24 protein-coding genes are annotated in these 22,863 nt (G+C 61.9%); 8 read left to right on the top strand and 16 right to left on the bottom strand.

All coding sequences use genetic code 11. The features are described 5' to 3' along the window. Positions 1 to 18 precede the first annotated feature (18 nt). The 3 genes from AMK02_RS08810 to AMK02_RS08805 all read right to left on the bottom strand — a co-directional run bounded on the left by AMK02_RS08810 (position 19) and on the right by AMK02_RS08805 (position 1,272). Entirely contained in the window at positions 19 to 600 is a 582-nt protein-coding gene (locus AMK02_RS08810; RefSeq protein WP_064801982.1) for a BA14K family protein, read from the bottom strand. Beyond that, positions 597 to 761 (bottom strand): hypothetical protein, encoded by a 165-nt coding sequence (locus AMK02_RS31685; protein ID WP_167377190.1) that lies wholly within the window; start codon positions 759 to 761, stop codon positions 597 to 599. Before AMK02_RS31685 ends, AMK02_RS08810 begins: the two co-directional genes overlap by 4 nt. Positions 762 to 873: 112 nt before the next feature. Then, the gene (locus AMK02_RS08805; RefSeq protein WP_064806091.1) at positions 874 to 1,272 is read right to left on the bottom strand and encodes a DUF1236 domain-containing protein; all 399 of its coding nucleotides are present in this window, start codon (positions 1,270 to 1,272) and stop codon (positions 874 to 876) included. 192 nt (positions 1,273 to 1,464) lie between these two features. Between AMK02_RS08805 and AMK02_RS08800 the strand changes: the two genes are divergently transcribed. Then, positions 1,465 to 1,737 carry a hypothetical protein gene (locus AMK02_RS08800; protein WP_064801980.1) on the top strand — a complete coding sequence of 91 codons (273 nt, stop codon included), beginning with the start codon at positions 1,465 to 1,467 and terminating at the stop codon, positions 1,735 to 1,737. A gap of 96 nt (positions 1,738 to 1,833) precedes the next feature. On the opposite strand, the gene AMK02_RS08795 is transcribed toward AMK02_RS08800, so the two are convergent. Next, a complete protein-coding gene (locus tag AMK02_RS08795; protein WP_064801978.1) occupies positions 1,834 to 2,685 on the bottom strand; it encodes a class I SAM-dependent methyltransferase in 852 nt (283 codons plus the stop codon). A 159-nt stretch (positions 2,686 to 2,844) separates the two neighbouring features. Between AMK02_RS08795 and AMK02_RS31680 the strand changes: the two genes are divergently transcribed. From AMK02_RS31680 to AMK02_RS08785, 3 genes are all read left to right on the top strand, one after another. After that, positions 2,845 to 3,021, top strand: a complete 177-nt coding sequence (locus AMK02_RS31680) for a hypothetical protein (RefSeq protein WP_164517778.1) — start codon at positions 2,845 to 2,847, stop codon at positions 3,019 to 3,021. Between the two features lie 64 nt (positions 3,022 to 3,085). Then, positions 3,086 to 4,474, top strand: coding sequence for a sensor histidine kinase (locus tag AMK02_RS08790; RefSeq protein WP_064801976.1), 1,389 nt, complete (start codon positions 3,086 to 3,088; stop codon positions 4,472 to 4,474). A gap of 2 nt (positions 4,475 to 4,476) precedes the next feature. After that, the gene (locus tag AMK02_RS08785; RefSeq protein ID WP_064801974.1) at positions 4,477 to 5,100 is read left to right on the top strand and encodes a LuxR C-terminal-related transcriptional regulator; all 624 of its coding nucleotides are present in this window, start codon (positions 4,477 to 4,479) and stop codon (positions 5,098 to 5,100) included. 105 nt (positions 5,101 to 5,205) lie between these two features. On the opposite strand, the gene AMK02_RS08780 is transcribed toward AMK02_RS08785, so the two are convergent. Beyond that, positions 5,206 to 5,697, bottom strand: coding sequence for a hypothetical protein (locus AMK02_RS08780; protein ID WP_064806089.1), 492 nt, complete (start codon positions 5,695 to 5,697; stop codon positions 5,206 to 5,208). A gap of 301 nt (positions 5,698 to 5,998) precedes the next feature. Here AMK02_RS08780 and AMK02_RS08775 point away from each other — a divergent pair, with 301 nt between their 5' ends. The 4 genes from AMK02_RS08775 (at position 5,999) to AMK02_RS08760 (ending at position 7,895) form a co-directional block, all read left to right on the top strand. Then, positions 5,999 to 6,484: a hypothetical protein gene (locus tag AMK02_RS08775; RefSeq protein ID WP_064801972.1), complete on the top strand. Its 486-nt coding sequence runs from the start codon at positions 5,999 to 6,001 to the stop codon at positions 6,482 to 6,484. Between the two features lie 123 nt (positions 6,485 to 6,607). Continuing rightward, positions 6,608 to 7,399 (top strand): exodeoxyribonuclease III, encoded by a 792-nt coding sequence (gene xth / locus AMK02_RS08770; RefSeq protein ID WP_064801969.1) that lies wholly within the window; start codon positions 6,608 to 6,610, stop codon positions 7,397 to 7,399. Positions 7,400 to 7,476: 77 nt separating this feature from the next. Next, positions 7,477 to 7,707: a hypothetical protein gene (locus AMK02_RS08765; protein WP_064801967.1), complete on the top strand. Its 231-nt coding sequence runs from the start codon at positions 7,477 to 7,479 to the stop codon at positions 7,705 to 7,707. 5 nt (positions 7,708 to 7,712) lie between these two features. After that, positions 7,713 to 7,895, top strand: a complete 183-nt coding sequence (locus tag AMK02_RS08760) for a hypothetical protein (RefSeq protein ID WP_064801965.1) — start codon at positions 7,713 to 7,715, stop codon at positions 7,893 to 7,895. A gap of 18 nt (positions 7,896 to 7,913) precedes the next feature. Here AMK02_RS08760 and AMK02_RS08755 read toward each other — a convergent pair whose 3' ends face one another. From AMK02_RS08755 to AMK02_RS08705, 11 genes are all read right to left on the bottom strand, one after another. Next, positions 7,914 to 9,995, bottom strand: a complete 2,082-nt coding sequence (locus AMK02_RS08755; protein WP_064801963.1) for an FAD-dependent oxidoreductase — start codon at positions 9,993 to 9,995, stop codon at positions 7,914 to 7,916. A gap of 13 nt (positions 9,996 to 10,008) precedes the next feature. Beyond that, positions 10,009 to 11,178 carry a Gfo/Idh/MocA family protein gene (locus AMK02_RS08750; protein WP_064801962.1) on the bottom strand — a complete coding sequence of 390 codons (1,170 nt, stop codon included), beginning with the start codon at positions 11,176 to 11,178 and terminating at the stop codon, positions 10,009 to 10,011. Between the two features lie 11 nt (positions 11,179 to 11,189). Next, on the bottom strand, positions 11,190 to 12,845 hold the full coding sequence (locus tag AMK02_RS08745) for a GMC family oxidoreductase (RefSeq protein ID WP_064801960.1): 1,656 nt from the start codon (positions 12,843 to 12,845) through the stop codon (positions 11,190 to 11,192). A gap of 9 nt (positions 12,846 to 12,854) precedes the next feature. Further along, positions 12,855 to 14,393, bottom strand: a complete 1,539-nt coding sequence (locus tag AMK02_RS08740) for a GMC oxidoreductase (RefSeq protein ID WP_064801958.1) — start codon at positions 14,391 to 14,393, stop codon at positions 12,855 to 12,857. 15 nt (positions 14,394 to 14,408) lie between these two features. Continuing rightward, entirely contained in the window at positions 14,409 to 15,524 is a 1,116-nt protein-coding gene (locus tag AMK02_RS08735; protein WP_064801956.1) for an ABC transporter ATP-binding protein, read from the bottom strand. 3 nt (positions 15,525 to 15,527) lie between these two features. Further along, positions 15,528 to 16,499, bottom strand: a complete 972-nt coding sequence (locus AMK02_RS08730; RefSeq protein WP_064801954.1) for a carbohydrate ABC transporter permease — start codon at positions 16,497 to 16,499, stop codon at positions 15,528 to 15,530. Continuing rightward, on the bottom strand, positions 16,496 to 17,449 hold the full coding sequence (locus AMK02_RS08725) for a carbohydrate ABC transporter permease (protein ID WP_064801952.1): 954 nt from the start codon (positions 17,447 to 17,449) through the stop codon (positions 16,496 to 16,498). The genes AMK02_RS08730 and AMK02_RS08725 overlap by 4 nt, the downstream gene beginning before the upstream one ends. 148 nt (positions 17,450 to 17,597) lie before the next feature. After that, positions 17,598 to 18,857 (bottom strand): ABC transporter substrate-binding protein, encoded by a 1,260-nt coding sequence (locus tag AMK02_RS08720; protein WP_064801949.1) that lies wholly within the window; start codon positions 18,855 to 18,857, stop codon positions 17,598 to 17,600. 97 nt (positions 18,858 to 18,954) lie between these two features. Continuing rightward, positions 18,955 to 20,463: an aldehyde dehydrogenase family protein gene (locus tag AMK02_RS08715; protein WP_064801947.1), complete on the bottom strand. Its 1,509-nt coding sequence runs from the start codon at positions 20,461 to 20,463 to the stop codon at positions 18,955 to 18,957. Beyond that, the gene (locus AMK02_RS08710; RefSeq protein WP_064801945.1) at positions 20,463 to 21,242 is read right to left on the bottom strand and encodes an enoyl-CoA hydratase/isomerase family protein; all 780 of its coding nucleotides are present in this window, start codon (positions 21,240 to 21,242) and stop codon (positions 20,463 to 20,465) included. Before AMK02_RS08710 ends, AMK02_RS08715 begins: the two co-directional genes overlap by 1 nt. Beyond that, positions 21,235 to 22,848, bottom strand: a complete 1,614-nt coding sequence (locus AMK02_RS08705; protein WP_064801944.1) for an acyl CoA:acetate/3-ketoacid CoA transferase — start codon at positions 22,846 to 22,848, stop codon at positions 21,235 to 21,237. The genes AMK02_RS08710 and AMK02_RS08705 overlap by 8 nt, the downstream gene beginning before the upstream one ends. Between the last annotated feature and the right edge of the window lie 15 nt (positions 22,849 to 22,863).

Here is a 22,863-nt window from a genome sequence, read left to right as displayed (position 1 = left end):
CGCCGTACCCGGTCATGGTTAATTGCTCGTCGCGACCAGATCCGACATCTCGCAGCTTCGGCGCTGCCCCTCCCACGGCTGATAGGTGTTGTCTTCCGGCCGATACGATCTGTATCGGGCGGCACATCGGGCTGCCGCCTGGGCATTGACTTTTGTGCCGCCGGCTTCAGGGCTTGCAGCGATATTCTGCTGAAACGGCGAGGCGCATTCGCGGATCTCGCCCCTATAGGATCGGTAGCTGTTGGTCGCAGGATCGAAGGAACGGTAACGCTTGGCGCACCAGGCAAGGTGCTCGGCGGCGAATTTTGGCTGCGGTGGCTGCAGTTCTGTCGACGAACGAGCGGGTTGCGAAGTCACCCTTGGCGCGACGGTCGCCGCAGCCTCGGTGACATAGCTGGAATACACAGGCGGAATTCGTTCATAATGCTGCCGATGGGGATCGACCTTCACCGGACTCGTCGTCCATAGATCGGGGGCGGCAAGATCCGTGAGCGCGGGTGGTCCGGAATCCGCCACCACATGCGAGGCAACGGAGGCCGCTGCCATGCAGGCGCCAACCGAGCTGGCAATGCCGAAGGCGACGCTTGCAATGGCATTCATTGGCCCGCTCCCTGCTGTTGTGCCTGGGGAACCCAGACACGCGGCCCGGCGCTGCTGTGACCGCCGGTGGCGACCAGCACGGCGATAATGCCGACGATCGACAAGAGAATGGCGATCAGCGGCACGGCGAGACCAGCGGATTTCTCTTCGGAATAGATCATGTTCCCTCTCCTCGATCCGTGCGGCCGCACGACGACGCTGCCGTCCATCGTGCGGCTGATCTGAAGATGATTTGCGAAAGGAAGACGCGGCAGAGCCACGTGAACGATCAGGTCACTTGATCACCTGGATCACCTTGCGCGACGACGGTTCGACAATGACACGCTCGTCATTGACCACCGCGTAGGCATATGTCGGATCGTCCGGAACGGGAGTCACGACGACCGTTTCCGGCAGCGGCTGGCCGACGACCACCTTTTCCTTCACAACGACGCGTGCCGACGGTGCCGGAGCCTCGCGGACATAGGTGACGACCTTTTCAGGCGGCGGATCGATCGCCGTGCCGACGACTGCGCCGGCAACGCCGCCGATAGCAGCACCGGCCGGACCACCAACGATTGCTCCGGTGATTGCGCCACCGGCCGCACCATTGACGGTCGAGGACTGGGCGAATGCGACGCCCGACATCACGGTCATGGCAGTTGCGGCGCCTGCGATAAACTTGAAGAGCATCTTTTCCTCCTTGCTTTTCAATGCGGCCTGCTTGCCGCTGCCAAACCAACTTGCTGGCAACGAGGTCGTTCCACGCCCCGGACCTCGGTCTGAGGCATCCCAGCCCTTGGTCTGGATTTCATTATTCGTCAGCCGCGCTATTCTCGAGCCGAACGCCATCCCATCGCGGGCCTGGGCAGGAGACCGAGGGAGATGACACGATCCAACCGTCGGGAAGCAGGACGCAGGCGCCTGGCCATGCGTCTGCCGCAAATGCGGGCGCTGATCATGCAGGCGCGCGACCCGTGGCAGCTCGAGCTTTTCGAGGCCTACCAGATGGCAGTCGAAGCGCGTGATCGGCTTCGAAGACGCCGGTTCAATTTGAAGCTGGTGCGGGAATATGACGAGACCTGCGTCGAGATCGAACAGCACGTCATCGGCGCGATGCGCGCGCCTGACTACCCCCACTACTGCCTCATCCCGTAATCGGCGACCGCAGCTTTAATCCGGGCGCCAGGGAATGATTGTCCGCACGAGCCCCGAGCACAGGTAATCGGCGCGCGAGAAGATTGCCGGAATCGGTTAAGGGGCCCGGCCGGAGGCGACCAGGGCGCTCATGCTGCCGCGAGGACGGGCGCCATAGCGGGACGCCACCCGCTCGGCCACCTCATTAACGATCTCCGACATGCGCTCCGGCGCCCGCCATTCGATTTCTCCGCTGAGCGGCGTGCCCCGGCAGAAAGCGGTCGCGATATCCTGTGCTGTGGCCGCGATAGAGGTCAGTTCGAGCCGTTCGCAGGAAACCGCCTCGAATCCCGCCGATGATACTTCAGCCTTGATCGGGCTGGGGTCGAAGTAAGAATATGGCAAGCGCCTGAGGAAATCGGGGGGATCCGACGGGAAAAGGCTTGTCAGACATTCGTCCACACATCTTGCGAAGTCGTTGGCAGCAAGCGAATCCCACGTCGAAAACAGGAAATGGCCTCCGCTCCGCAACACTCTTTTCGCCTCGTGATAGGCCTTCGGCTTATCCGGAAAGAACATGACGCCGAACTGGCAAACGACGAGATCGAACATCAAAGGGGCGAACGGCAGATCTTGCGCATCTGCGTGCATCCAATGCGTTCGCGACATCGTCACCGATGGTGCGCCGACGTCGATCATCGCCTGGCTGAGATCGGTGGCAACGATCTCGGCGGCCGGATCGAGCTTCGCCCGCAGAGCGCGTGTCAAGGCGCCGGTCCCCGCCGCGACTTCGAGCACGCTGACCGGCTTCGACCGTTCGGCGACGCTTGCCATTTCCAACGCATAGGGCTCAAAGAGAATCGGCACGAGAAGGGCTTGGTAAAGATCGGCGACGCCTGCCCCGAACGGAGGGGGAGGCGCGACAGATGCGGCATCTGCACCGTCATCGATGTTCGCAGAAACTATCACCACACGTCTCCAAACACAGCTCAATCGAAGTTGAAATATGGCTGAATCGGATGTTGTCCACCGGGACGGACCTTGGTCCCAGGCCTCTTCGACCGAAGTCCCCGAAGCGGAACGGTCGCCTGACCGCGTCGTTTGAGCGATATGGAAGGAGATCCGCTTATGCCCCAAAAGAACAGATCCCATGTCAACGATGCCTGGAACGCCTCCGTCATTGCCCTCGTCATCGTTCTGGCCGGTCTCCTCTATGTCTTCGGCGCAGCCATGTCAGGCGATAGCATTCATTTGACCGAGAGCATCAGAGGCGCCGAGGTCTTCGATACCAGGAATCTGCCCTGAAACAGTCTGGAAAAACTCCAAAGACGCTGTAGGTTAATCGGCAAAGTCTCTTGCCGGTATCAAAATGAATTGGCTGCGCCGCTGGAATGCCCGCTCACTCGCCTCGCAATTTTTCATCGCGGGTGGCTTGGTCTCGATCGCCGCCATGTTTCTGGTGGGCTTACTTGTCACCCATCTGATCGAGGAAGCCGTCATTCATAATTCCGGCGCGGCGACAGCGCTTTACGTCGACAGTGTGGTGGCGCCGCTGCTTCCCGACATGCAAACGGAATCGCTGCTGGACGAAGGCAGCGCTCAGGCTCTCGACGAAACACTCGGTCAAGGGGCGCTTGGCAGGCGCCTTGTCTCCTTCAGGCTGTGGCGGAACGACGGCACCATCCTCTATTCGAAGGACAAGGAGCTGGTGGGCCAGAAGTTTCCCATAAATGCCAAGCTGCAGAAGGCATTCGCCGGCTCGCTCGTCGCGCGATACGAAGTCGCCGACGACCCGGAAAGCGGTGCCGAGCGCGCGCTCGGCAAGCCGCTGATGGAAATCTACAATCCGGTTCTCCAGCCGTGGTCCGGCCAGGCAGTTGCTGTGCTCGAATTCTACGAGACCGCGGAAGGCCTCGGCGACAGTCTGGCGCACGCAAGGCTGCAGAGCTGGGGAGCAGTCGCCGCTCTCACAGGCGTCTTTTTCCTCGTTCTCTCCGCCCTGGTGTTTCGCGGAAGCCGCACGATAGAAGCGCAGCGCAGGGATCTCAAGGAACGGGTCAAGGAATTGTCTGCGCTGCTGGCGGAAAATCGCGGACTCCAGCGGCGGCTGCAGCGCGCTTCGCAGCGCGTGGCGGCGCTGAACGAAACATATCTGCGCAGCATCGGCGCCGATCTTCACGACGGTCCGGCACAGCACATTGCCTATGCTTCACTGCGACTGGACAGCGACTTGTTGATCAACGCATCCACCGAACCCGAAGCGCGCGAAAAAGAACTTGCCTGGATACGCTCGAGCCTCGCGGAGGCCATGACGGAAATCCGCAATATCTGCAGCGGACTGGTGCTCCCGCAGATCGAAAAGTCCTCCATCACCGATATCGTGCTGCGGGTCGTCGAAGCGCACCGGCACAAGACCGAAACCGTTGTCGAAGCGATTATCGACGAGGATGGACCCGAGCTCGCTGCTGCCGTAAAGATCTGTATCTATCGCTTCGTTCAGGAAGCCTTGAACAACGCCTATCGCCACGGCGGCGGCGTTCAGCAGACCGTGAAAGCCGTGTCGCATAATGGTCATGTTTGTGTGGAGGTCAGTGATCGTGGCGATGGGTTCGACCCGACGGAGGTGAGGCCGACAAGCCTGGGCCTGGTGGGGCTGCGCGAACGCATCGACAGCCTGGGGGGATCTTTCGATATCAAGACGGGTGAAGGAGGAACGACCGTGACCATGACCTTCGAGCCTATGGAAGCTGGAGAATAGAGATGACACCAATCACCGTCGGCGTCGTGGACGACCACCCGCTTTTTCGCGAGGGTGTAACGCGCAGCTTGTCGGAGATGAGCGACTTCGTGGTCATTGGCGAAGGGGCCAGCAGCGAAGATGCCGCCATGATCGCATCGAACAACCTCCCCGACGTGATGCTTCTCGATGTCTCGATGCCCGGCGGCGGATTGGCTGCGATCGCCGACGTCCTGGCGCTCAGCCCGACGACGAAAGTGCTGATGTTGACGGTATCCGAGGAGGTGGACACGCTGCTCGGAGCCCTGCAGCAGGGCGCGATGGGCTACGTTCTCAAAGGTGTCGGTTCACGCGGCCTCGCCGAAGCGATTAAAACCGTCCTCAGCGGGTCGCGATATGTCTCGCCGATGATGTCGGCGAAGGCGATGGAAAATTCGCTACAAAACGGAAACTCCGACAAGAACAGTCTGACGCCAAGGGAGCGCGAGGTGATGGATCTCGTCGCCCAAGGTCTGTCAAACAAGCATATCGGCCTGCGCCTCAACCTGCAGGAAAAGACCGTGAAGCACCATATGACCCAGATCCTGAGCAAGCTCGGCGCCTCGAACAGGACCGAAGCGGCCCTGCAATGGCGCGAACGGCGATAGCGCCGGCTCGACCTGCGATCCAGAGCTTTTCCGGGTTAGTTGAGCCAACAGAATGCTGCAATCCAACCCGGAAAGGCTCTACGGCGCCGTTTTCCGCATTCTGCCTCAGCGAAGGAAATTGCTCAGCCGGTTTGCGTCGCCGGCCGTCGCCTGCCGGCTTATGATCGTCCTGCCCTTCGAGTCCTTCATGATATAGCGGCCACTGCGCAGGCTTTCGGTGATGCCGTTCGCGTGGCGAACGTTGATCGACCCATCGGTGCCTTCGGTGGCTCTGGCCTTTGATCCCGTCGACGACGAGGCCGAGGATGAAGAGGATCCGGCGTTGTTGTTGGAGCTTCCTGCGCTGCTGCCGGAACCACTACTGCCGTTTCCGCCCCCGCCGCCATTGCCTCCCCCGTTGCCATTCCCTCCGCCGTTGCCATTTCCTCCGCCGTTGCCGTTGCCGCCGCCGTTATTGCCGTCCTTTGCCGCTGCGTGTTTCACCGTCAGAACGCGAAGGGAGCCATCGAGATTGATTGTCACAGGCGATGCGGCAACCACGAGGGCGACGGCAGCGCAGCCGCCCAATCTCAAAAAACCCCGTTTCGAGATAGTCAATGCCATTGCCTTGTTCATCCGTTCTTCGCCGTTCCTACGCCTATTGGACGCCTTGAGAATTTTCGCCTTTCTGAGGGCTAAATGCAACCGGACCTAGGTACTAAGAAAAGGCAGGACTTTGGTCCGGCATGCAGTGGATGCGCCCCCAAAAATACGAGCAATGTCATCACAAATACTGCCTCGGCGCGTATATTGTCGACATCGTCGCCATGGTGTTGCTGGACAAGGCGCAGACGCATTTTTCTGGAACTTCTTTCCTCGTCACCGCTTTGATTATCAAATTGCAACAGAGGAAACCGCGATGCCGAACCCGAATGATTCACCCGCCGTCCAGTCCCTGCGAAAAGAGCAGGCAGAGCAGCGAAAACAGTCCGGAAAGGGCGAACTCGACAAAGCGATCGAAGACACGTTTCCCGCGTCGGATCCTGTTTCCGCCACCCATACCTCCATTCCCGTGGGCCGCAGCGATGTCGAGGCGGCTGAGCGGGTGAAGCGGGAGCCGGATCCGACCGCCATTGACCAAGAGTATCCGCTGGTCGATCAGGCCCTGCAGACTTCGCACGCCTCGGACAGATTCGATGCCGACCGCGAGGAACTGCGCGCGCTTCAGAAAGAAGCTGGTCGGGTGGCTGAGTCCGCGTCGGAGCTGGCGTCCGGAACAGCCCGTCTGGCAAGGGCGGAAGCTAGGAGTTTCGTCAAGGATATGGAGGACAGGATACGCCGACAGCCGCTGACTGCCGCAGCGATCGTCGCCGCCATCGCCTTCGTGTACGGCGCAACACGCTGAAAGGGCGGCACCATGGCGAGTCAATGGACTGGCTGTCTGCACGGATCCTGCGCGCGACAAAAGAACCTGGAAGAACGCGGCGCGCTTTCGGATCTGGCCAGCACCGCCTCGACATGATCCCTCATGAAAATCGCATCCTACAATGTGAACGGGATCAACGGGAGACTGACCAACCTGCTGCGCTGGCTGAAAGAGGATGCCCCCGATGTAGCCTGCCTTCAGGAACTGAAAACCGACGACGCCAGGTTTCCGCGAAAAGAGATCGAGCGGGCCGGCTACGGCGCCGTCTGGCACGGGCAGCGATCCTGGAACGGCGTCGCCATCCTGGCAAAGGACAAGACACCGATCCTGACGCGGCGCGGTCTTCCCGGCGATCCTGACGACACCCACAGCCGATATATCGAAGCCGTCATCGAAGGAATGCTGATCGGATGCCTGTATCTGCCGAACGGCAACCCTTTTCCCAGCGCCAAGTTCGAATACAAGCTTCGCTGGTTCGGGCGCTTGCACGCCTATGCCGCCGAACTGCTCGAAATCGAGGTGCCTTCCATCCTTGCCGGCGATTTCAATGTCATGCCGACGGAGATCGACGTCTACAAGCCGGAGCGCTGGCGAGACGATGCACTTTTCAGGCCCGAAGTCCGCGACGCCTACGCCCGGCTCGTCTCCCAGGGCTGGACGGATGCCATCCGGCATCTGCATCCGAACGAGCGCATCTACACCTTCTGGAAATATTGGCGGAACAGTTTCGAGCGCGACGCCGGGCTTCGGATCGACCACTTTCTGCTCAGCCCGACAGTGGCGCCGTGGCTCCGATCGGCAACCGTCCGGCGCAAGCCCCGGAGTTGGGAGCATACGAGCGACCACGCACCCGTCATGATCGAGCTCGATCTTCCGGCAGCTGAAGCCGTGTGAGCGGCAATGCATCGGTCGCAGAGTAGCACGGAACCTGCGATGCCTGCTGGAGTTAGCTCTGCAAAGGAGATTGTCCGATGCGTATAAAACCCATTCCCGATTCCGCTAAGCTTCCGCCCAAGTCGTTGAACGAGGACACTCAGGACGATGAGCTGCCCGAGGCAGGTGTCGACGACCAGCGCAAGCCTCCCGTCAGCATGGGCAGCAGCCGCGAGGCAGTCGACGGCGTCCCCAGCTCCGATCCTGAGACAGGCCGCGTCGATCAGAAGGGGCGCATTCCTGCCCCGCAATTCTCCAACCGGAAGTGATCGTCATGGGCGAGAGCAAGAATTATCTCAATACCGACGAAATCCAGGCCGACGATCAATTGTCGCCGAAACCCGTCGAAGGAAAAGATCCACCACGGCATGTGCGCAAAAGCGAGGAAGCCGTCGCCGAAGGCTCTGACGATACGGAGCGCATCCGGGTTCCGCCAGCGGTCGCCAATCCTGATTGATACGATGACAGCATCGCCTCATTCGCCGCCGTCCAGATCATAGATGCGGCCCGTCAACCAGGCGGGCCAGTCGCGCTCGAAAAAGGATCTGGCACCTTTATCCAGTTCGCGGTTCGGACGGGTTGAAAGCCTGACCTCTTCGCCTTCGAGCCGAACGACGATCTGCTCCTTGCGATGCGCTTCGTTTTCCTTGCGGAAACGATAGTCCTCCAGCCGACTGGCACTCGCCAGCGGCAGGAATTCGCCCTCCGCATCGCAGATCGCCCGTGCTCCCCGACTGCCGCCGCCCCTGCCGATGTAGAAGTCCAGGGCGCTCAGCACCGCCTCCGAGGCGAGCGCCATGTGCCGCCATTGCACGCCTCGGACCGCTTCGGCCGCGCGCTCGTAGGCGAGGCCGTTGGCGCGGATTTCGGCGTTCAGCGCCCGCGCTTCGATCAAGGCCTGGCGGACGATCCCCTGATCGCAAATGATGCCTGCCTTCTCGCTCATGCGTGCCTGCACCGCCGAGCGGACCGCTTTGACAGTGAGCGGGCTTTCGGTTCGCAGGGCGGAGAGGAGATTGGCGATGCCCGCCTCTGCAGCCTCCGGTACACGTCCCGCGGCGGGCCGCTTTGCCCCGCCGGCGCCGATATGTTCGGCCACCCTGGTTCCGAAGACCTGCCCGGCATTCAGCGCCGCTCCACCGGGCCTTGTTACCCCATGCGTGCCAGCCGCCTCTCCGACCGCGTAGCAGCCACCCAGATTGGTGCGGCCCCAGCTGTCGACCATGATGCCGCCGTTCATGTGCTGGTTGTTGACCGCGAACTCCAGCGGCTCTGCGGCAATATCGATCTTGTAACGGCGATAGAGCTCGATCGCGAGCGGGTTCATATGCTTCAATCGATGAATCGGCATTTGCTGATCGGCGCCAGCCTTGCCGAGATAGAGGCGAACGTCCTCGTCCAGCCTCTCCAGGCTGAATGGCAGGTCGCCGGGAACGGGCAGAGGATTGCGATTGAAGTCCATAAAGACGCGCCGACCGGCTGCGGTCTCACGGTAAATGGCGAGATCGACCAGGCTCGAGCCGAAATCAAGCATGCGGGTCGCGTGGAACGGCCATTGATAGCCCTTACGGAAGATGTTCGACGCCAGCTCCTGGGTACTTCGATAATATCTCGCCAGGAAATGGTGTTCGGCGCCTTCGCCGTCGACCGAATAGAAATGCGGAATCGCCTGGACGTACGTGCCGGACAGATTCCAAGGAAATCCCTCTCTTCGCGTTCCGATGCCGAACTGGCTTTCGGTCAGGTTGACGAGTTCGACGCCCGCCTCGAGCGCCAATCCGAGGGAGCCGAAGCAGCCGTTGGGATAAACGCTGTCGCGATAGAGTTCGCCCGGCCCGCCGGCGGCAAGCACGATGACGCCACTCACGAACAAGGCGATGCCGAGCGGATTCTCCTGCGTACGGTCGCCGGCGCGCATGACGAGCATGCCGGCGATATTACGCTCAGCCCCCTCGCCCTTGGTGAGGATTTTCACCGCGGTGGTCTGGTTGTAGAACGGCACGCCCAGCCGGATCGCCTCCTCCGCCAGCACCTTCACCATCAGCCGCGAGGTGCGCGGGCCGCAGCTGGTGGCGCGGCCGACCTCGTCATGGTCGGTCTGATATCTCAGTGTTCCGCCAAGCGGATCCTGGGGCAGCGGCAGGCCCAAGAACTGCAGCGATGCCATCATCCGTGACGAGCCGACCGCCTCGACATAGGCCGTGTCCTCGTCCATGGCGCCGCCGCTGCCGATGGCGCGGGCCATCGCCCGGTAATTATCGCCCTGATCGGCCGTGTTCGCGGTGTGGAGGGTTTGCTTGTCGGAGCCAGAGCAGGCCGAGGTTCCGCCCCATGCGCTTTGGCTGATGATGACGACATCGACGCCGCGCCGCTTCATTTCCACCGCCGCACGCAGACCCGCAGCGCCGGAGCCGACGACGACGCAGCCGGCTCGGTAGATCGGCGTCGCGATGCCAGCGAGCCGGACCTCTTCCGAAGCGACGCCTTCGGCTGGAAGCCGCGGCATATCGACATCGGTCAGTGCGTCAAGAATTTCCTGCGGGACATCTATCGTCATCGGCGCACCACAATCAATTGAGCGGGATATCGACCCAGCGTCTCTGCCGGGAAGACTCCATGCAGGCGTCGACGATCTGGCAGATGTGGTGGCCGGTATCGAATGTCGGCCACATCGGTCTGTTTGCGACGATCGATCTTATGACCTCGGCCACCTCGATGATCTTGCTTTCATTGTAGCCTATGCCGAAGTTCGGCAACGGAAGGAAAGCCCTGAAGGTCGCATTCTCAGGACCGACGTCGATCTCGCGAAAGCCGCGCCGTCCCGTGCTGTCGTCGTTGGTGTAGAAACGCAGCCGGTTTATCTCGTCATAGGTATAGGCGATGCTGCCTTTCGTTCCATAGACCTCGTAGGTCTGCATGAATTTGCGGCCGGTGGCGACGCGGCTGAAGTCCACGATGCCGGCGGCGCCGTTTTCGAACCGGCACAGCAGGTTGGTCGCGTCGGGATTGGTGATATCGGCCCAGGCCTCGTTGCCCGACAGTTTCACCTGCTCGCCATAGGCAAGCCCCTCGACGATCGGCCGGCGCGGAGTGACAATGAGATTGTCGGCGATCAGGGAGCTGACGCGGCCGACGAGGAAATCCATGAAGCTGAAGATGTGCGAACCGGTGTCGCCGACGATCCCGGTCGGCGCGAGCTTGCCATCGGCGCGCCACATGAACGGTGCTGTGGGATCGCCATACATGTCGACGTGTTGGCAGCCGCGAAACAGCTTGATCTCACCGATTTCACCGGATTCGATGATCTCTTTCGCCAGATCATGAACGGGGTTTCGGGGAAAGGCGTGTCCGACACGGGTGATGACACCCTTTTCTCTGGCGATCTCGGCCAGCTCCAGCGCTTCGTTAGCGGTATTTGCCAGCGGCTTCTCGCAATAGACATGTTTGCCGGCCAGCAGGGCCGCCTTGGCCACCGGATAGTGCAGATGGTCGGGCAAGCAGATATCGATGAGATCGACTTCGGGATCGGCAACCGCCAGCTTCCAATCCTGGTAGATCCTGGCCCCCGGCGCCCTGTTGCCGATATCCTGCGCTACGTCAGGATTGCTGTCGACAAGCGCCACGATCCGCGCCGTTCCGTCCGAGACGCCGAAGAAATGCGGAAAGGTCTGATAGGCCATCGTGTGGACCTTTCCCATCCAGCCCGAGGCGCCAAGCACTGCAACTTTCACTTCAGACATTGTCGCTCTCCTTAGCGGATCTCGGCGCGGGCCCGGGGCCTGGTATCATTGCGTTCATAGGCGAAGATCGCCGATGGCAGCGCGGGCAGACCCCGAATGAGATCGGATCCCTTTTCGCCGACCATGATCGTCGGAGCGTTGGTATTGCAGGACGGGACGCGCGGCATGACCGAGGAATCGCAGATCCGGAGGCCTTCGAGGCCATGGACCTTGAGATCCAGCCCGACAACCGCGTCGGGCCCCGTTCCCATCTTGCAGGTGCCGACCGGATGATGGTCGGTCTTGGCGTTGGCGCAGCCATAGTCGAAAAGCTGCTCGTCGGTGATGACCTTCGGACCCGGAAGCCTTTCGGCCATGACATAGGGCTTCAGCGCCGCCTGCTGCATGATCTCGCGGGCGATCTTCAGCCCCTCCAGCGACATCTTCCTGTCGTGCGGATCGGACCAGTAGTTGGGATCGATCAAGGGTGCTGCACCCGGGTCGGCAGAAGACAGACGCACCGTGCCGCGCGAGCGCGGATGCAGATAGGCGGAGTTGAGGGTCACGCCGGCGTTCTTCAGCCGCTCGACGCCTGCTTCGATGCCGGAACCGAGGCCGAGATGGAACTGGATATCGGGAGACCGTGCGTCGGGATCGGCATACCAGAAGCCGCCTGTCTCGAAGAGCGACGAGGCGACCGGACCGGTGCGGAAGAGGACATATTGTATCCCCGCCCAAAGCGTGCGGTGGAGCTTCGCAACGCCGTCATAGGTGTGATCGCCGGTGCATTCGGCGATAACGAAAAGATCGAGATGGTCCTGAAGATTGCCGCCGACGCCAGGCAGATCGTGGAAGGGCTTGACGCCGACCGAGGTCAAATGGTCGGCCGGCCCTATGCCGGACTGCAAGAGGAGCTTCGGCGATCCGATCGCGCCTGACGAGACCAAGACTTCGCGTTCAGCACGCACGACCTCCAGACCGTGTCCGGTGGCGATCTCGACGCCGATGGCGCGGCCTGCCTCCAGCACGATGCGGACGACACGCGCGCCCGTCCGGATCGTCAGATTCTTCCGGTTTTTGATCGGCGAGAGATAGGCATACGATGCCGATGAGCGGCGCCGGTTGCGCTGGGTGAGCTGGTAAAATCCGACGCCGGCCTGCTGGCGACCGTTGAAATCGTGATTGTAGGGTATGCCGAGTTCCTGTCCCGCGCGGATATAGGCATCGCAGATCGGCAGCGGTGCCGCCGGCATCGAGACACCCAGCGGACCGCCATAGGCGTGGTAATCGTCGGCGAAACGTTGATTGTCCTCGGCACGTTTGAAATAGGGCAGGATCGAACGGTAGTCCCAGCCCTCGCAGCCGTCTTCACTGGCCCAGAGATCATAATCGGCCGCGTTTCCGCGGGTGTAGAGCTGCGCATTGATCGACGAGCCGCCGCCGATGATCTTTGCCTGGGTGTAGCGAAGCACCCTGTCCTTCATGTGCCTCTGGGGAACGGTTTCCCATCCCCAGCTGGCGACGCCTTTGGTCATCTTGGCGAAACCGGCGGGCATGTGGAAAAGAGGATTCCAGTCGCCTCCGCCGGCCTCCAGAAGCAGTACCTTGACATCGGGATCTTCGCTGAGGCGGCTTGCAAGAACGCAGCCCGCAGGACCGGCACCGGTGATGATATAATCGAATCCCATTTTACTGTCCTATTTGAAGCCGGCGCGCACCAATGGATCTGCCTGTGTCTGCAAGTCCGTCGATGCGATGTGATGGGCAACTCTGAGAGCTTGGCTGGCGACGGTGAGCGCGGGATTGACCGCAGCCGATGTGGGCAGAAAGCCGGCGTCGACGACGAAGAGGTTGCCGTGATCGTAGGACCGGCAGTATGGATCCAGTGGCGCCGTTGCCGGGTCGTTTCCGATGCGGATCGTTCCGCACTGATGGGACGGCGTGCGTTTGTCGAAGGGTCTCGACAGCACGATCGGAAAACCGATCGACCGAAGGATCGCCTTCAGCTTGGCGACAAGGGCAAGATGCGCGTCCCAGTTGGTCCTCTGCCATTTGAGGACGATCCGATCGCCGTCGACCATCACGCGGCTTTCAGGATTCGGTACGTCCTCGCTCATCGCATAGAAGTCGATGGCATGGTCCGTCATGAAACGCAGAAGCCATTCCGGCGCCTGCGGCAGAGAGCCCTTGAGGACCTTTTCGGAAATGCGCCCCAGTAACTGCACATTGCCGAGCGGCGGTCCGCCCTCCCCGTCCGACAGATAGAAATCGTTGAAAGCGAAAGTCTTCTGGTAGACGGCGGTGTTCCTGAAGCGCGGCGAGACCGCTATGACGGCCGAGGCATTGTGGTTCATGAAGTTGCGGCCCACCTGATCGGAAGAGTTGGCGAGTCCCCTCGGGAAGCGGTCGTTTTTCGAACGGAGCAAAAGCACGGATGACTGAACCGCGCCGGCGGAAAGGATGACGATCCTGGGCGAGACAGTCAGCGTCTGTCCGTTCTTGACGTAGGTGACACCGTCGATCCGGCTCCCCGCCCCGGTGTCGAGCCGTATCACCCGCGCATTTATCTCGAGCCGCACGTTCTCGTGTTTCAGCGCCACAGCGAGTGCCGCGGTTTCGGCATCCATCTTGCCGTCTTGTGAATTCGGATGTGCATCCCAGGGCGTGCGCGCCTTGGAGAGCCAGGCGTCGAGATCCAGGCCGAGCGGCAGCGAAAACGGATGCAGTCCTTTCGCCTTGAGGCGTGCCCTGATGTCGGCGATCGGCGCCTCGTCGGGCACGGGCGGGAATTCGTAGGCAACCGAGTGATGCGGTTCGGTCGGATCTTCGCCAAGACTGCCGCGGACTTGATACATCAGCTCCGCTTGCGAATACCAGGGCTCCATCTCTTCATAGGGAAACGGCCAAGCCGGCGACACGCCTTCCCGATGTTCGATGACGTCGAAATCTTCTCTGCGATACCGCGACAAGACGGCGCCGTAGAATTTCGAATTGCCGCCGACATTGTAATAGTTGCCGGGGTTGAAGCCCCTGCCGTTCGCCTCGTACCAGGTTTCCTTCGGCCGGAAATGTCCATGCTGGAAGATGGCGCGCTGGTCGCGATTGACGGGAAGATCGGCGATACGATCGCCGGCTTCGAGGACCAATATCTCAGCACCTGACACAGCCAGGCCGGCAGCGACTGTGGCGCCGCCGACGCCCGAGCCAATGATGACGATGTCTGGCGAATTGCTCATGTCAACACCTGCCCGTCACACGATCCGCACCTGGCTGTCCGGGTCGAAGAACACCGCCTTGTCGAGATTGAAGGCAAGGCGAGTGTTCTGGCCTGGGGCAATGCCGGCATCGGCGCGCAGTCGGGCGACGACGGATTTGCCGCCGAGTTTGGTGACGGCGAAGGTGTCGGAGCCGGCCGGTTCGACGACTTCAATCAGGCAATCGTCCTCGGTCAGCGAGCGCGCCTTGCGGTCGGCGCCGTCGGGATCGGTCAAGGCTTCGGGGCGGATGCCGAAGATCACCGGCTTGCCGGCATAGGCAGACAGGCCGTGATTGCCGGAGACGACCGGCAGCCTGAGCGGCGCGCCGTTCGGCCGTTCGAGCGAGACGGCCAGCCCGGCCGCACCGTTCTCGACGGTGGCGTTGAGCAGGTTCATCGCCGGCGAGCCCATGAAGTCGGCGACGAAGAGATTGGCGGGGCTGTTATAGATCTCGGCCGGCGTGCCGAACTGCTGCAGCACCCCGTCCTTCAGCACGGCGATCTTGGTCGCCAGCGTCATCGCCTCGATCTGGTCGTGGGTGACATAGACGAAGGTGGTGCCCATGCGCTGGTGCAGCCGCTTGATCTCGGTGCGCATGTCGACGCGCAGCTTGGCATCGAGGTTCGACAGCGGCTCGTCGAACAGGAAGACCTGCGGATTGCGCACCAAGGCCCGGCCCATGGCAACGCGCTGGCGCTGCCCGCCGGAGAGCTGGCTCGGCTTGCGGTCGAGCAGATGGCCGATCTGCAGCATGTCGGAGACCTGCTTGATCGCCTTGGCCCGCTCCTCCTTCGGAACGCCGCGGATCTCCATGCCGAAGGCGATATTGCCCGCCACCGTCATATTCGGATAGAGCGCATAGGACTGGAACACCATGGCGATGTCGCGCTTGGAAGGATGCAGGCCGCTGATGTCGCGGCCGTCGATCCTGATCTCGCCCGAGGTGATCGTCTCCAGCCCGGCAATGGTGTTGAGCAGGGTCGACTTGCCGCAGCCGGAGGGGCCGACCAGCACGAGGAAGCCGCCCTTTTCGAGTTCGATGTCGATGCCCTTGAGGATGTCGACGGCACCGAAGCGCTTTCTGAGACCGGAGATTTCCAGGAAGGCCATGACTTACCCTTTGACTGCGCCCGCCATCAGACCGCGCACGAAGTAGCGGCCGGCGAGGATATAGACGATGAGCGTCGGAACGGCCGCGATCATCGCCGCCGCCATGTTGACATTGTATTCGACCACCCCGGTCGAGGTGTTGACGACATTGTTGAGCGCCACCGTCATCGGCATGGAGTCGCCGGTGCCGGCATAGGCCGAGGCAAACAGGAAGTCGTTCCAGATATTGGTGAACTGGTAGATGACGGTGACGACGATGATCGGCAGCGAGTTCGGCAGCATGATGCGGCGGAAGATCTGGAAGAAGCTGGCGCCGTCGACCTGGGCGGCGCGCACCAGCTCGGTCGGAAAGGCCTCGTAGAAATTGCGGAAGAACAGCGTGGTGAAGCCCAAGCCGTAGACGACATGGACGAAGACCAGATTGACGGTCGAATTGCCGAAGCCGAAGTTCCAGCCGGTGGCGTTCTGCAGCGTCACGCCGAAGCGGCCGAGCGAGCCGAGGATGGTCGCCATCGGCAAGAGCACCGACTGGAACGGGATGAAGCAGGCAAACAGCATCAGCCCGAACACCAGCGTATGGCCGGGGAAGCGCCATTTGGTCAGGATATAACCGTTCAGCGCTCCCATGATGGTGGAGATCACTACTGCCGGCACCACCATCTTGATCGAGTTCCAGAAGTAGCCCTTGATGCCGGCGCAGGTCAGCCCGACGCAGGCCTCGCCCCAGGCTTTGACCCAGGGATCGAAGGTCGGGGCCTGCGGCAGCGCCAGCATATTGCCGCCCTGGATCTCGTCCATCGTCTTGAACGAAGTCGTCAGCATGACGAAGAGCGGCATCAGGTAGAGGATGGCGAAGATGACCAGCAGGCCGTAGATGACCAGTCGGCCGATCCAGCGGGCGCTGTTAGTCCTGCTATCGCCGCTCTGCGAAAGCATTGCGGTCGAGGTGCCGATGGAAGAGGTCACGCTGCTCATCGCGCCTTCTCCTTCAGTTCGGAATAGAGATAGGGAACGATGATCGCCGAGATCGTCATCAGCATGATGATGGCGCTGGCCGAGCCGACGGCCATCTCGTTGCGCTTGAAGGTATATTCATACATGAAGTTGGACGGCAGCCAGGCCGAGCCGCCCGGCCCGCCCGAGGTCAGCGCCACCACCAGGTCATAAGACTTGATCGCCATATGGGCGAGCACGATGAAGGCGGAGAGAAAGATCGGCCGCAACAGCGGAATGACGATGCGCCGATAAAGCTGGAAGGGCGAGGCGCCGTCGATCTGCGCCGCCTTCATGATCTCGCCGTCGATGCCGCGAAGCCCGGCCAAAAACATCGCCATGACGAAGCCCGACGCCTGCCAGACACCGGCGATGACGACGGTATAGATGACGAAGTCCTTGTTCTTGATCCAGTCGAAGTGGAAGCTCGTCCAGCCGAAGTGGTGCAGCGTCTGTTCGAGCCCGAGGCCGGGATCGAGGAACCACTTCCAGGCCACCCCGGTGACGATGAAGGAGAGCGCCATCGGATAGAGGAAGATCGGTCGCAAGATGCCCTCGCCGCGGATCTTCTGATCGAGCAGGATGGCAAGCAGCAGGCCGAGGCCTAAACAGATGCCGACATAGAGGAAGCCGAAGATCGCCATGTTGGTGATCGAGGTATACCAGGAGGACGGCGGATCGTTCTCGAAGGTCCAGCGCCACAGCCGCTGATAGGCGCGTGCGCCGGTCAGCGCATAGGACGGAAAGGTCTTGGAATTGGTGAAGGAGAGATAGGCCGTCCAGACGATGAAGCCGTAGACGAAGATCAGCGTGATGACGAAGCTCGGCGCCAGCACGATCTTCGGCAGCGCATCCTGCAGCCGGCCCCGCAGCGAGACCCGCGTCGCTTGCCGCGGCGTCAGAACCGGATCGGTGGTGGCAACTGTGCTCATGGAATGTCATCTCCTCCCTGCATGTCGTCATGCATGTCGTCATGGGGGTGGCCAGCATGCCTGTCCCCGCATGATCGCCCCCGCATATCCGTCAGGGGCTGAAGCTTCCCCGCGAGACAAGCGGGGAAGCCTTGTTCATCGACGACCCTTAGCGGGCGTCGTCGATCGCCTGGACGAGCTGGGTGACGGCTTCGTCGGAGCTCTTGATCTGGCCGTGGACGAACTTCGAGACGACGTCCTTATAGGCATTGGCGATCGCCGGAGGCGCGCCGTAGCCCTGGGCCAGCGAGCCGAACAGCGTGCCGCCCTCATTGGCGGCCTTCAGGTCGGCGATGCCCTTCTTGCCGCAGGCGTCGAAGTCGGTGTCGGGAACGTCGGTGCGGGCCGGCACCGAACCCTTGACGACGTTGAAAGCCGACTGGAAGCTCTTCGACAGCGTTGCCGTTGCCAGCGCCACCTGCGCCGCCTTGCGGTCTTCAGGGACGTTGAACATGCCGAACATGTCGGAGTTGTAGATGACGCTGCCTTCGGTGCCGGGGAAGCGGTAGCACAGGAAGTCTTTATCCGGCGTCTTCTTGGCGGCAACGAATTCGCCCTTGGCCCAGTCGCCCATCACCTGCACCAGCGCATCACCCTTGATGACCATGGCGGTCGCCAGGTTCCAGTCGCGGCCGGAGAAATTCGGATCGACATATTTGACGATCTTCGCCAGATTGTCGAAGGACTTCTTCATCGTGTCCGACTTCAGCGATTCCTCGTCGAGGTCGTTGAAGGCCTTCTTGTAGAACTCCGGGCCGCCGGTCGACAGCACGATCGAATCGAACATCGTCGCTTCCTGCCAGTTCTGGCCACCGAGCGCCAAGGGGATGACGCCTGCGGCCTTGGCCTTGTCGAGCAGCGCGATCAGGTCGTCGAAGCTCTTCGGCTGGCTGCCGCCGATCTTGTCCATGACAGCCTTGTTGATCCACAGCCAGTTGACCGAATGGACGTTGACCGGGGCTGCGACCCACTTGCCGTCATAGACGGAGAACTTCTGCAGCGCTGCCGGCACCGACTTGTCCCAGCCCTCCTTCTTGGCCGTCTCGGTCAGGTCGCCCATCACGCCGGCCTGGGCATAATCGAGCACGGTATAGCCCAGCATCTGCGAGGCCGTCGGATAAGTACCCGCCGCAACCATCGCCTTCAGCGCCGTCATCGCCGCATCACCGCCGCCGCCGGCAACCGGGACGTCCTTCCAGGCAAAGCCTTCCTTCGCCAGATCCTCCTTCAGGACGTTCAAGGCAGCCGCCTCGCCGCCAGACGTCCACCAGTGCAGCATCTGCACTTCCTTGACGTCGGCAGCCTGCGCCGCACCCAAACCAGCCAGCATCACGACAGCAACCGCTGCCGAGCTCATGAACTTATTCATCGAAGAACCTCCCAGTTCCCGTTTGGAGATGCGGGACCATTCCCGCACCCGATCACCCGCCTCCTCAGGCGTAGTTTTCTCGCCGGCCAAGCCAGCCTCAGGTTCGCGGCATCCACCAATTGGTGCGCATGCCGATATGCATGTTCAGCGTCTTGGTCTCGGTGTAGTCCTCGACCGCATGGCGGCCGAGCTCGCGGCCGAGGCCGCTCTGCTTGTAGCCGCCGAAGGGAAGCTCCGAGGCGCCGTCCATGAAGGTGTTCATCCAGATGGTGCCCGCCCGCACCGACCGGCCGATCGTCAGGCAGGTGTCGAAATCACGGCTCCAGATACCGGCAGAAAGGCCGTAGTCGATGGAGTTGGCAATCCTGACCGCTTCACCAGTCGTCTCGAATGTCAGGACCGACAGCACCGGACCAAAGACTTCCTCGCGCGCCACCGCCATATCGGGCGTGACTGCTTCGAGGATGGTCGGCGACATGAACTGCCCCATGCCGAGGTCGAGCGTCTCGCCGCCATGGGCGACGCGGGCGCCGTTGCTCCTCGCGCCGGCGACATATCCCGATATCTTCTCCAGATGCTGCGGCGTGATGATCGCGCCGACCTGCGTCTGGGGATCGAGGGGATCGCCGACCTTCACCCCCTTCGACAGCTCGGCGACGCGCCTGACGACATCGGAGGCGATCGACTTGTGCAGGATTAGCCGCGAGCCGGCGTTGCAGCACTCGCCGGCATTGAAATAGGCGCCGAAGACGGCGGCATCGATGAAGGCGTCGAGGTCGGCATCGGGAAAAACGATCTGCGGGTTCTTCCCGCCCAGCTCCAGCGAAACCTTCTTCAGCGTCTGCGCCGCATTCGTCATCGTCAGTTTTCCGACACCGGTCGAGCCGGTGAAGGAGACCATGTCGACGTCTGGATGGGATGTCATGACCGCGCCGACCTCAGGTCCCGTGCCGGTGACAATGTTGACGACGCCATCCGGAATGCCTGCTTCCTGCAGGATTTCTCCGAGCACGAGCGTCGATCCCGATGTCAGTTCCGAGGGTTTGACGACGGTCGCGCAGCCTGCGGCCAGGGCGAAGGGCAGCTTCTGTCCGACGATCAGGAACGGGAAATTCCAGGGCGTGATGATCGATACCACGCCGATCGCTTCGCGCAGGACGACACCGAGCGTGCCGTCGCCAAGCGTGTTGTAGCTTTCGCCGTGGAGATCACGGGCAAGTGCCGCCGCATATCGCCAGATATCGACCGAACCGGCAATTTCTCCTCGCACCTGGGTGATGGGCTTGCCGGCCTCGATGGCATCGAGAAATGCGAGTTCCTCGGCGCGCGCCGCAATTAGATCGGCGGCCTTCAGCAGGATCACTGAGCGTTCGGAAGCGGTCATTCGCGGCCACGGTCCCTCGTCAAAGGCCTTGCGTGCCGCAGCAATGGCGCGCTCGGCGTCGGTCCTGCTGCCAGCGGGGAAGCGGCTGACCGTCACACCATGGCTCGGCGCGATGCGTTCGATCGGATCGGAGGCGCCGGCCTCCCATTTGCCGTCGATCAGCATCTTGAAATCACGCGCCTTGTGGTCGCTGAGCGCCGTGGGGTTGACGAGGACCGTCATTACCATTCTCCCTTGAACGTTGCCGGGCGCTTCTCGCTGAACGACGCGACGCCCTCTTTCAGATCGCCAGTCGTGGCGGCGAGGATCGAGCCCAGGGCTTCGACCGCGGTTCCGTTGTCTTCGCCGTTTGCCGATGCGATCATGAGCTTAACGATCTCGACGGCGGCCGGCCCTCTTACGGCAATCCGCTCGGCATATTTCCTGGCGGCGGCGAGCGCATTTCCTGTCGGAACGACCGCGTCGACGATACCGAGCAGGCGGGCTTCCTCGGCGGTGAATATCTCGCCACCGAGCGCCATACGGCGGACGGCCTGCGCGCCGAACCGGCGCACGAGACGTTGGGTGCCGGACCAGCCCGGCACCATGCCAAGGCCGGTCTCCGGCAGGCCGATCTTGATGTGTTCCTCGGCGATGCGAATGTCGGCAACGCCCGCCAGTTCGAGCCCGCCGCCAAGCGCGTGGCCGTTGAGGGCCGCGACAAGGGGCACCCGGAGCGTCGCCAGCCTTTCGAAGATCCGGTGACCGTGCCTTACCCAGGCGTGACCGAACTCCTGCGGCAGCATCCCGCCCCAGGCTTTGATATCGCCCCCGGCGGAAAAGCTTTTCCCTTCTCCGGTCAGAACGGCAGCGCGAACGTCCGGGTTCGCCTCCACCGCGTCGGCCGCCTCCACCAAAGCCTTCAGCATGTCGAGATCGAGCGCGTTCAGCTTCTCCGGCCGGGAGATCGTCAGCGTCGCGACATGGCCTTCGATATCGACCTTGACCGTTCCGCTAGCCATTGAAGGTGCCCTCCAATGTCCGCGCCCTCTTTGCCGAAAGCGAAAGCCCGATCTCAGTCTCCCGGAACAATGCGGCGTCCATCACCTTCAGATCGGGCGCGACGATCAGCCGGAATTCGGACTGATCGAGGATCTGGGTTTGAAGATCGACCCCGGGAGCGATTTCGGTCAACACGATGCCATCAGGTGTCAGCTTCATCACGCACCGCTCGGTGACATAGGTGATGTCCTGTCCCTGCTCTATCGCGCGCCTGCCGCTGAAGGTGACGTGTTCGACCTCGTTCACCAGCTTCTTCAGCTTGCCTTCCTTCTCGATGAGAAGAGTTCCATCAGCGATCGAAAGCTTCGCGCCGGCGTTGAACATGCCGGAGAAGACGATCTTCTTCGCCCGCGCCGTGATGTCGACAAAGCCTCCGGCGCCGGCCGTGACATGCGGCCGGAACGACAGCTTCGAGACGTTGACCGAACCGTCCTTGCCGATTTCGAGGAAGGACAGGAGCGACGCATCGAAACCAGCGCCTTGGAAATAGGTGAACTGATAGGGAGACGGCATGTAGGCGTCGGCGTTGGAGGCACAACCGAAGGCGAAGTCGAGCAGCGGCACACCGCCGACCGCGCCCTGCTCGATGACCCAGGTGACAGCGCCGTGAAGCCCCTCCTCCAGCAGAATCCGCGGGACGTTGGCCGAGATTCCGAAGCCGAGATTGACGCAGCTTCCCGCCTGCAACTCCTGCGCGACACGGCGCGCGATGACCTTCTGAACATTGAACTCCGGAACGCGGAAGCTATCGAGCGGCCGGAAGATCTCGCCCGATATTGCCGGGTCGTACCCAGTCTGCGTCGTCTGCTTCTGATCGGGATCGACGATGACATAATCGACCAGCATTCCCGGCACGCGGACGTCATGCGGTTTCAGTGAGCCTTCCTTGGTGATCCGCTTAACCTGCGCGATGACGATGCCGCCATTGTTGCGGGCGGCGAGCGCCTGGTCGAGGCCGCCGAGATAGGCGCCTTCATGCTCATAGGTGAGATTGCCGCGTTCGTCGGCGGTCGTGGCGCGGATGATGGCGACCTGAGGAACGATCGAGGGAAAGAACAGCCAGTCTTCGCCCTCGAAGCTGACGCGCTTGACCACCGGATCGTCCGAAGCGAGACCGTTCATCGCACAGCCCTGCCGCTGCGGATCGACGAAGGTGTCGATGCCGACCTTGGTCAGCACACCCGGTCGCTTGGCGGCGGCTTCGCGGTGGATGTCGAACAGGATACCTGAGGGAATGTTATAGGCCGGAATCTCGTTGTTGGTGATCATCTGCCAGATCAACGGCGGCTCGGCCGATGACGGGCCTGAAGGATAGGAGCCGCCGATGATGCGTTTGAGCAGACCTTTCCTCGCGATATAGTCGACGCCCTTGATGCCGCTCATATCCCCGGCGGCAATCGGGTGAAGGGTGGTAATGTGACTGGGATGACCGGTCGCATCGAAGCGCTCGCCGATCGCCTTCAGCATCAGGTCGGGGCAACCGAGACCGCTCGACGACGACACCGTGACGATGGCGCCATCCGGGATCAGCGCGGCCGCTTCGGCTGGTGTGAGATGCTTCTTCATGTGCGTCACTTCGAA

Origin of the sequence: Rhizobium sp. N731, assembly GCF_001664145.1 — a bacterium.
Classification (GTDB): Bacteria; Pseudomonadota; Alphaproteobacteria; order Rhizobiales; family Rhizobiaceae; genus Rhizobium; species Rhizobium esperanzae.
Note: the sequence above shows the minus strand (reverse complement) of the source record. Positions and strands in the feature narration are given on the sequence as shown.

Coding starts and splice junctions, on each gene's coding strand:
- AMK02_RS08810 (WP_064801982.1), bottom strand. CDS start 600: ATGAATGCCATTGCAAGCGTCGCCTTCGGCATTGCCAGCTCGGTTGGC.
- AMK02_RS31685 (WP_167377190.1), bottom strand. CDS start 761: ATGATCTATTCCGAAGAGAAATCCGCTGGTCTCGCCGTGCCGCTGATC.
- AMK02_RS08805 (WP_064806091.1), bottom strand. CDS start 1,272: ATGCTCTTCAAGTTTATCGCAGGCGCCGCAACTGCCATGACCGTGATG.
- AMK02_RS08800 (WP_064801980.1), top strand. CDS start 1,465: ATGACACGATCCAACCGTCGGGAAGCAGGACGCAGGCGCCTGGCCATG.
- AMK02_RS31680 (WP_164517778.1), top strand. CDS start 2,845: ATGCCCCAAAAGAACAGATCCCATGTCAACGATGCCTGGAACGCCTCC.
- AMK02_RS08790 (WP_064801976.1), top strand. CDS start 3,086: ATGAATTGGCTGCGCCGCTGGAATGCCCGCTCACTCGCCTCGCAATTT.
- AMK02_RS08785 (WP_064801974.1), top strand. CDS start 4,477: ATGACACCAATCACCGTCGGCGTCGTGGACGACCACCCGCTTTTTCGC.
- AMK02_RS08775 (WP_064801972.1), top strand. CDS start 5,999: ATGCCGAACCCGAATGATTCACCCGCCGTCCAGTCCCTGCGAAAAGAG.
- xth (WP_064801969.1), top strand. CDS start 6,608: ATGAAAATCGCATCCTACAATGTGAACGGGATCAACGGGAGACTGACC.
- AMK02_RS08765 (WP_064801967.1), top strand. CDS start 7,477: ATGCGTATAAAACCCATTCCCGATTCCGCTAAGCTTCCGCCCAAGTCG.
- AMK02_RS08760 (WP_064801965.1), top strand. CDS start 7,713: ATGGGCGAGAGCAAGAATTATCTCAATACCGACGAAATCCAGGCCGAC.
- AMK02_RS08755 (WP_064801963.1), bottom strand. CDS start 9,995: ATGACGATAGATGTCCCGCAGGAAATTCTTGACGCACTGACCGATGTC.
- AMK02_RS08750 (WP_064801962.1), bottom strand. CDS start 11,178: ATGTCTGAAGTGAAAGTTGCAGTGCTTGGCGCCTCGGGCTGGATGGGA.
- AMK02_RS08745 (WP_064801960.1), bottom strand. CDS start 12,845: ATGGGATTCGATTATATCATCACCGGTGCCGGTCCTGCGGGCTGCGTT.
- AMK02_RS08740 (WP_064801958.1), bottom strand. CDS start 14,393: ATGAGCAATTCGCCAGACATCGTCATCATTGGCTCGGGCGTCGGCGGC.
- AMK02_RS08735 (WP_064801956.1), bottom strand. CDS start 15,524: ATGGCCTTCCTGGAAATCTCCGGTCTCAGAAAGCGCTTCGGTGCCGTC.
- AMK02_RS08730 (WP_064801954.1), bottom strand. CDS start 16,499: ATGAGCAGCGTGACCTCTTCCATCGGCACCTCGACCGCAATGCTTTCG.
- AMK02_RS08725 (WP_064801952.1), bottom strand. CDS start 17,449: ATGAGCACAGTTGCCACCACCGATCCGGTTCTGACGCCGCGGCAAGCG.
- AMK02_RS08720 (WP_064801949.1), bottom strand. CDS start 18,857: ATGAATAAGTTCATGAGCTCGGCAGCGGTTGCTGTCGTGATGCTGGCT.
- AMK02_RS08715 (WP_064801947.1), bottom strand. CDS start 20,463: ATGACGGTCCTCGTCAACCCCACGGCGCTCAGCGACCACAAGGCGCGT.
- AMK02_RS08710 (WP_064801945.1), bottom strand. CDS start 21,242: ATGGCTAGCGGAACGGTCAAGGTCGATATCGAAGGCCATGTCGCGACG.
- AMK02_RS08705 (WP_064801944.1), bottom strand. CDS start 22,848: ATGAAGAAGCATCTCACACCAGCCGAAGCGGCCGCGCTGATCCCGGAT.